The 3,966-nt window shown below is 64.6% G+C and carries 4 protein-coding genes and 1 pseudogene; all 5 read left to right on the plus strand.

All coding sequences use genetic code 11. The features are described from left to right. Positions 1–386, plus strand: a 386-nt coding sequence (locus AC1DYI_RS28800) for a helix-turn-helix domain-containing protein (RefSeq protein ID WP_477207549.1), incomplete at its 5' end; no start/stop codon positions are given. Between the two features lie 279 nt (positions 387–665). Then, the gene (locus tag AC1DYI_RS28805; RefSeq protein ID WP_477207550.1) at positions 666–1,307 is read left to right on the plus strand and encodes a hypothetical protein; all 642 of its coding nucleotides are present in this window, start codon (positions 666–668) and stop codon (positions 1,305–1,307) included. A gap of 5 nt (positions 1,308–1,312) precedes the next feature. Beyond that, a complete protein-coding gene (locus AC1DYI_RS28810) occupies positions 1,313–2,176 on the plus strand; it encodes a fatty acid desaturase family protein (protein WP_477207551.1) in 864 nt (287 codons plus the stop codon). Positions 2,177–2,222: 46 nt separating this feature from the next. Continuing rightward, complete coding sequence (locus AC1DYI_RS28815) at positions 2,223–2,930, plus strand: metal-dependent hydrolase (RefSeq protein WP_477207552.1); 708 nt, start codon at positions 2,223–2,225, stop codon at positions 2,928–2,930. Between the two features lie 220 nt (positions 2,931–3,150). Continuing rightward, positions 3,151–3,966: pseudogene (locus tag AC1DYI_RS28820) on the plus strand (hypothetical protein); the annotation flags it as partial.

Below are 3,966 nucleotides of genomic sequence, written 5' to 3' on the forward strand. Positions count from 1 at the left end.
ACTCACTGATTGCCGCCCTCGTTGCGCACCTCTCGGCGCCCGTGGCAGCAAGCGTCAAGGGGTTGTCCACGCGGGCACGTGATCGGGTGGTCGATCTCATCGAGGCCGGTTTCGCCGGCCCAGTCTCGCTGCAGGAACTGGCCGATGCAGCCGGCCTGGGCATGCGCCAGTTTTCGCGCGCGTTTCGCGAGGCCACGGGACGTTCGCCGCACCAGTACCTCCTGCACCGGCGTGTCGAACACGCGAAAGTGCTGATCCGCCAGGGCTTGCCGCTCGCGCAGGTCGCCGTGCAGTGCGGCTTCTGCGACCAGAGTCAGCTGACCCGGACTTTCATGCGACAGGTCGGCACGACACCCGGCCGCTTCCAATCCCACTTGGCGCGCTGAAGAGGGCCGTTCGCACCATCAAGAACTGGCCAAGACCGGCGGCTCATCCCCACGCTTGCCGGCGCGTCGTTTGTTTGTGGTGCCCCTACGGCTGACCCCACCACGTCATCGAAATGACATCGGGCCCTAGTGCAATGCGGCCTCCTCCAAGCAGCGCGCAGCCAGTGCGCCGTTCGCGAGACGATGACATTTCACTGCACTCACGAAACCATTCCTGCGCCCGACTTGCCTCCAGAACTCGAGAGCAGTCCGCAGGTTGCATGGCTTACGCCTCGCGATGTGCCCGCCCTTCTGGACCTCGAGTGCGAAAAGTGGGACCACGAACAGGCTGCATCAGGGGCTGATCTCGAGACGCGCATCGGTGTCCATCCTGAGCTGTCGATGGGGGCGTTCTGCCCGCTCACTGGCCGGGCCCTCGCCTCGCTTTTTCTGAAGCCGGTTCCCGCCGAATTTTGGCGCAACGCTGACACGTGGCAGGAATGCGTCGACATGCCGTCAGCACCCAACAGCCAGTCGCTGTTCGGCATCAGCCTGAGCAGCCGGGAACCGTCCGCCGTCGACGCGATCCTCAGCTTCTTCTGGCCACGGGCACTGAAGAACGGCTTTCGCCACATCTACCTGGGGTCGCCCATTCCGGGCCTGCGGGACTGGCTGCGGCGGCACCACATGGGCCGTGTCGAAGACTACGTGAATCGCGAGCATGCCGGCCGGTGTGCCGATTCACAGCTGCGCTACTACCACTCGCGTGGATTCAAGAAGATCGTCTGCGTCAAGCCGGGCTATTTCCCCCATGCGCGTTCGCTCGACTACGGGGTGATCTTGCGGGGCACGATCCCGCTGTCGACGCTGGCTCCGGTGTGGCGAACCCTTCCACTGCATTCGACAGAACGCATCACCCAGCACCTGACAGGGCTGCTGTGAGCAAGATGCCGTGGACCATCGGCCCGGCACACCGACACACCCRTTGGCTCGCTGACATGCCGAGCGTCCTGTTCCTGCTCGGTGTTGTCGCCAACACGGCGTTGATCGTCGGCATGGAGCACACCGGATCGCGAGTACTTCTTGCCCTGGTGCAGGCGTTGCTTTTGAAGGGCTGCCAGGAAGCGAAGCATCAGTGCGTGCATCGAACCTTCTTGAGAAGCCGTCGAGCCAACGACATGGTGGGCACACTGTGCGCCGCGTTGGTCGGAGTGAATTTCGTCGCCTACCGGTACTTCCACTTCCAGCACCATCGGGCGCCTTGCACCGACGACGATCCCGAAGGGCGGCTGTACGCGTTGAGTTGGCGAACACGTTGGATCTGGCTGCTGGCGCCGCTTGAAGTGCCTTGGGTGGCGTTCCACATCAACCGGGTCGCTTGGCCGATGGTGCCGGTGAGACACCACAAATGGCGAGCGGCAGCAGCTGTGTACGGGTTGGCATTCGCGGCATTGCTGTGTCTGCTCGCATGGCGCTTTCCACAGGCGGTGCTGTGGGCCTACGCCGTCCCGCTCTTGCTGTTCTCGTGGGCTGATTTCCCGCTGACGCAGTCGGAACATTACGGTGCCCCGGTGCTACCGGCGGCTTGCCGTCGCGACCCTGATGCCGTAACGAACGACGTCGTCCTGCCGGCTGGCTTGGGGTGGCTGACCCTGCACGCTTCGCTGCACCGCGTGCATCATCGCCACCCCGGCTCGCCATGGCATGAAGCGCCGACCCGCCTGCGGGCCGATGCCTTGGCAGCGCCGATCCCGTATGCCCAGTTCGTCCGCCGCTGGCTGGTCGAAGGCCCGCGTCGGTGGGCAAGATAGTGGCGGCTCCATGACCACCGTTCCACCTGGCGCATCCCGGAACCCGGTGCCCTGGAACCGCACAATTCCACGCAGCCGGCTGTTCGATGCCTTGTCGCTGTTGCTGCCGGCCGGCGAGGCATTCGTGATAGCGACACTCGAACAATGGCGCAGGGAGACAGACAGCGCGATTGCCGCGCCGGTGCAGGCCGAAGTCGATCGGCTCCTGCGCGAGGAGCGCGCGCATCAGCGGGCCCACGCACGCTACAACCAGGCGCTCGTCGCCGAGACGCCAGCCGCGAGTGCCGCAGCGCTGCGCGCCAGCCAAGCGGCCGATGGGTTGGCTGGCTTGAGCTTGCCCATGAAGCTGGCGCTGACGGTCGCCTTCGAACACCTGACCACCGTGCTGTCGCGCGAGATTCTGGACCGGCCCTACTTGCTCCCTGACGATGGCTCCATGCACAGCCGCACCTGGCGCTGGCATGCGCAGGAAGAAGTGGAACACAGCCATGTCGCGGCAGAAGTGGCTGCGCTGTCGAGCATTGGCCACGCCAGGCGTTCCTTGGCGCTGTGCCTGGCCACCGCCTACCTCTCGTTCGACGTGCTGCTCTGCTGGTGCGCGCTGTGTCGCTGCGACATCGCCAGCAAGGGCACGACCTGGTGGCGCCTGCTGGTCGACACCTCGAGCTTCGTGCTATGGGGCCTGCCATCGCTGGCGCGCATGGCAATCGGCTGGAGCCGGGGCTTGCTCCCAACGCGCGTCGGATGGACATAGGGCACCGCCTGCGTTGTCCAGCCTGAAAACCAGAGGCCAAGGCGAGCGTTCAGCTCGGCCTTGAGCGCCCCCTTGTGATGCGTTAGGCATGCGCCAGGCGCAGCCTGACATTTACATCTTGTACCAGTCAGTTTGCAAGTTAGGTGTTTGGCCTTGGCGCCCGGCACCCTATGGTCTCGATGTCACCCGACAAATACTTTTCAAACCAACAGGAGTACCCATGACTCGTTCGTTTTCGCGTTGGCTGCCCAGTGCTGCCGCCATGCTCGTCGCCTTCGGCGCCACCGCGGCGATCGGAGCGCCGGTCTACAAGATCGAGGCCGTGCCCGCCGCGGGCGGCTACACGCCTACGTCGGCCCAGGTCATCAACAGCAAGGGCTGGGTGATGGGCTTGGCGAGCACGGCTCACAACCAGAGTTCGGCCTGCTATGTTTTCGCCAACGGGGTCACCAAGCTGCTGCCGGGCAGCGAGTTCGCCTATTGCCACGGCCTGAACGACTTGGGCGACGTGGTGGGAGAAGTGGACACCCAAGCCTACGTATGGCCCCACGATGGCAGCCCGCGCCAGCCACTGACTGGCATGCGCTACGCCACGTCCATCAACAACCTGGGCCAGGTCGCCGGCGGCGCCCTGTTTGACGGAGTCAACCTGCACGCTGCCTTCTACGACAACGGCACGCTGACCGACATGGGCACCTTGGGTGGCACCACCAGTTTGGCCTTGAAGATCAACGCGTCGGGGTGGGCGACCGGTCGTGCCGAAATTTCGCCGACGGATGCGGAACGCGCTTTCCGTTGGAAGCCGGGCAAGTCGATGAAAGAGCTGGACCACCTGGCGGGTTGGGACAGCGGCGGGCAGGACATCAATGACCGCGGCCATGTGCTCGGCGACACGGTCAACGAAAAGTCCACCCTGGTCGCCTTCATCGACAAGGGCCACGGCCAACCCATAGRGATCGTGCCTTCGATCGATGGTTTGGACATGTCGGGTGCCGCCATCAACGGCAGCGACGAGGTGCTGGCCAACATCTGGAAC

The sequence above is a fragment of the Ideonella sp. P3_A4 genome, from assembly GCF_056403075.1.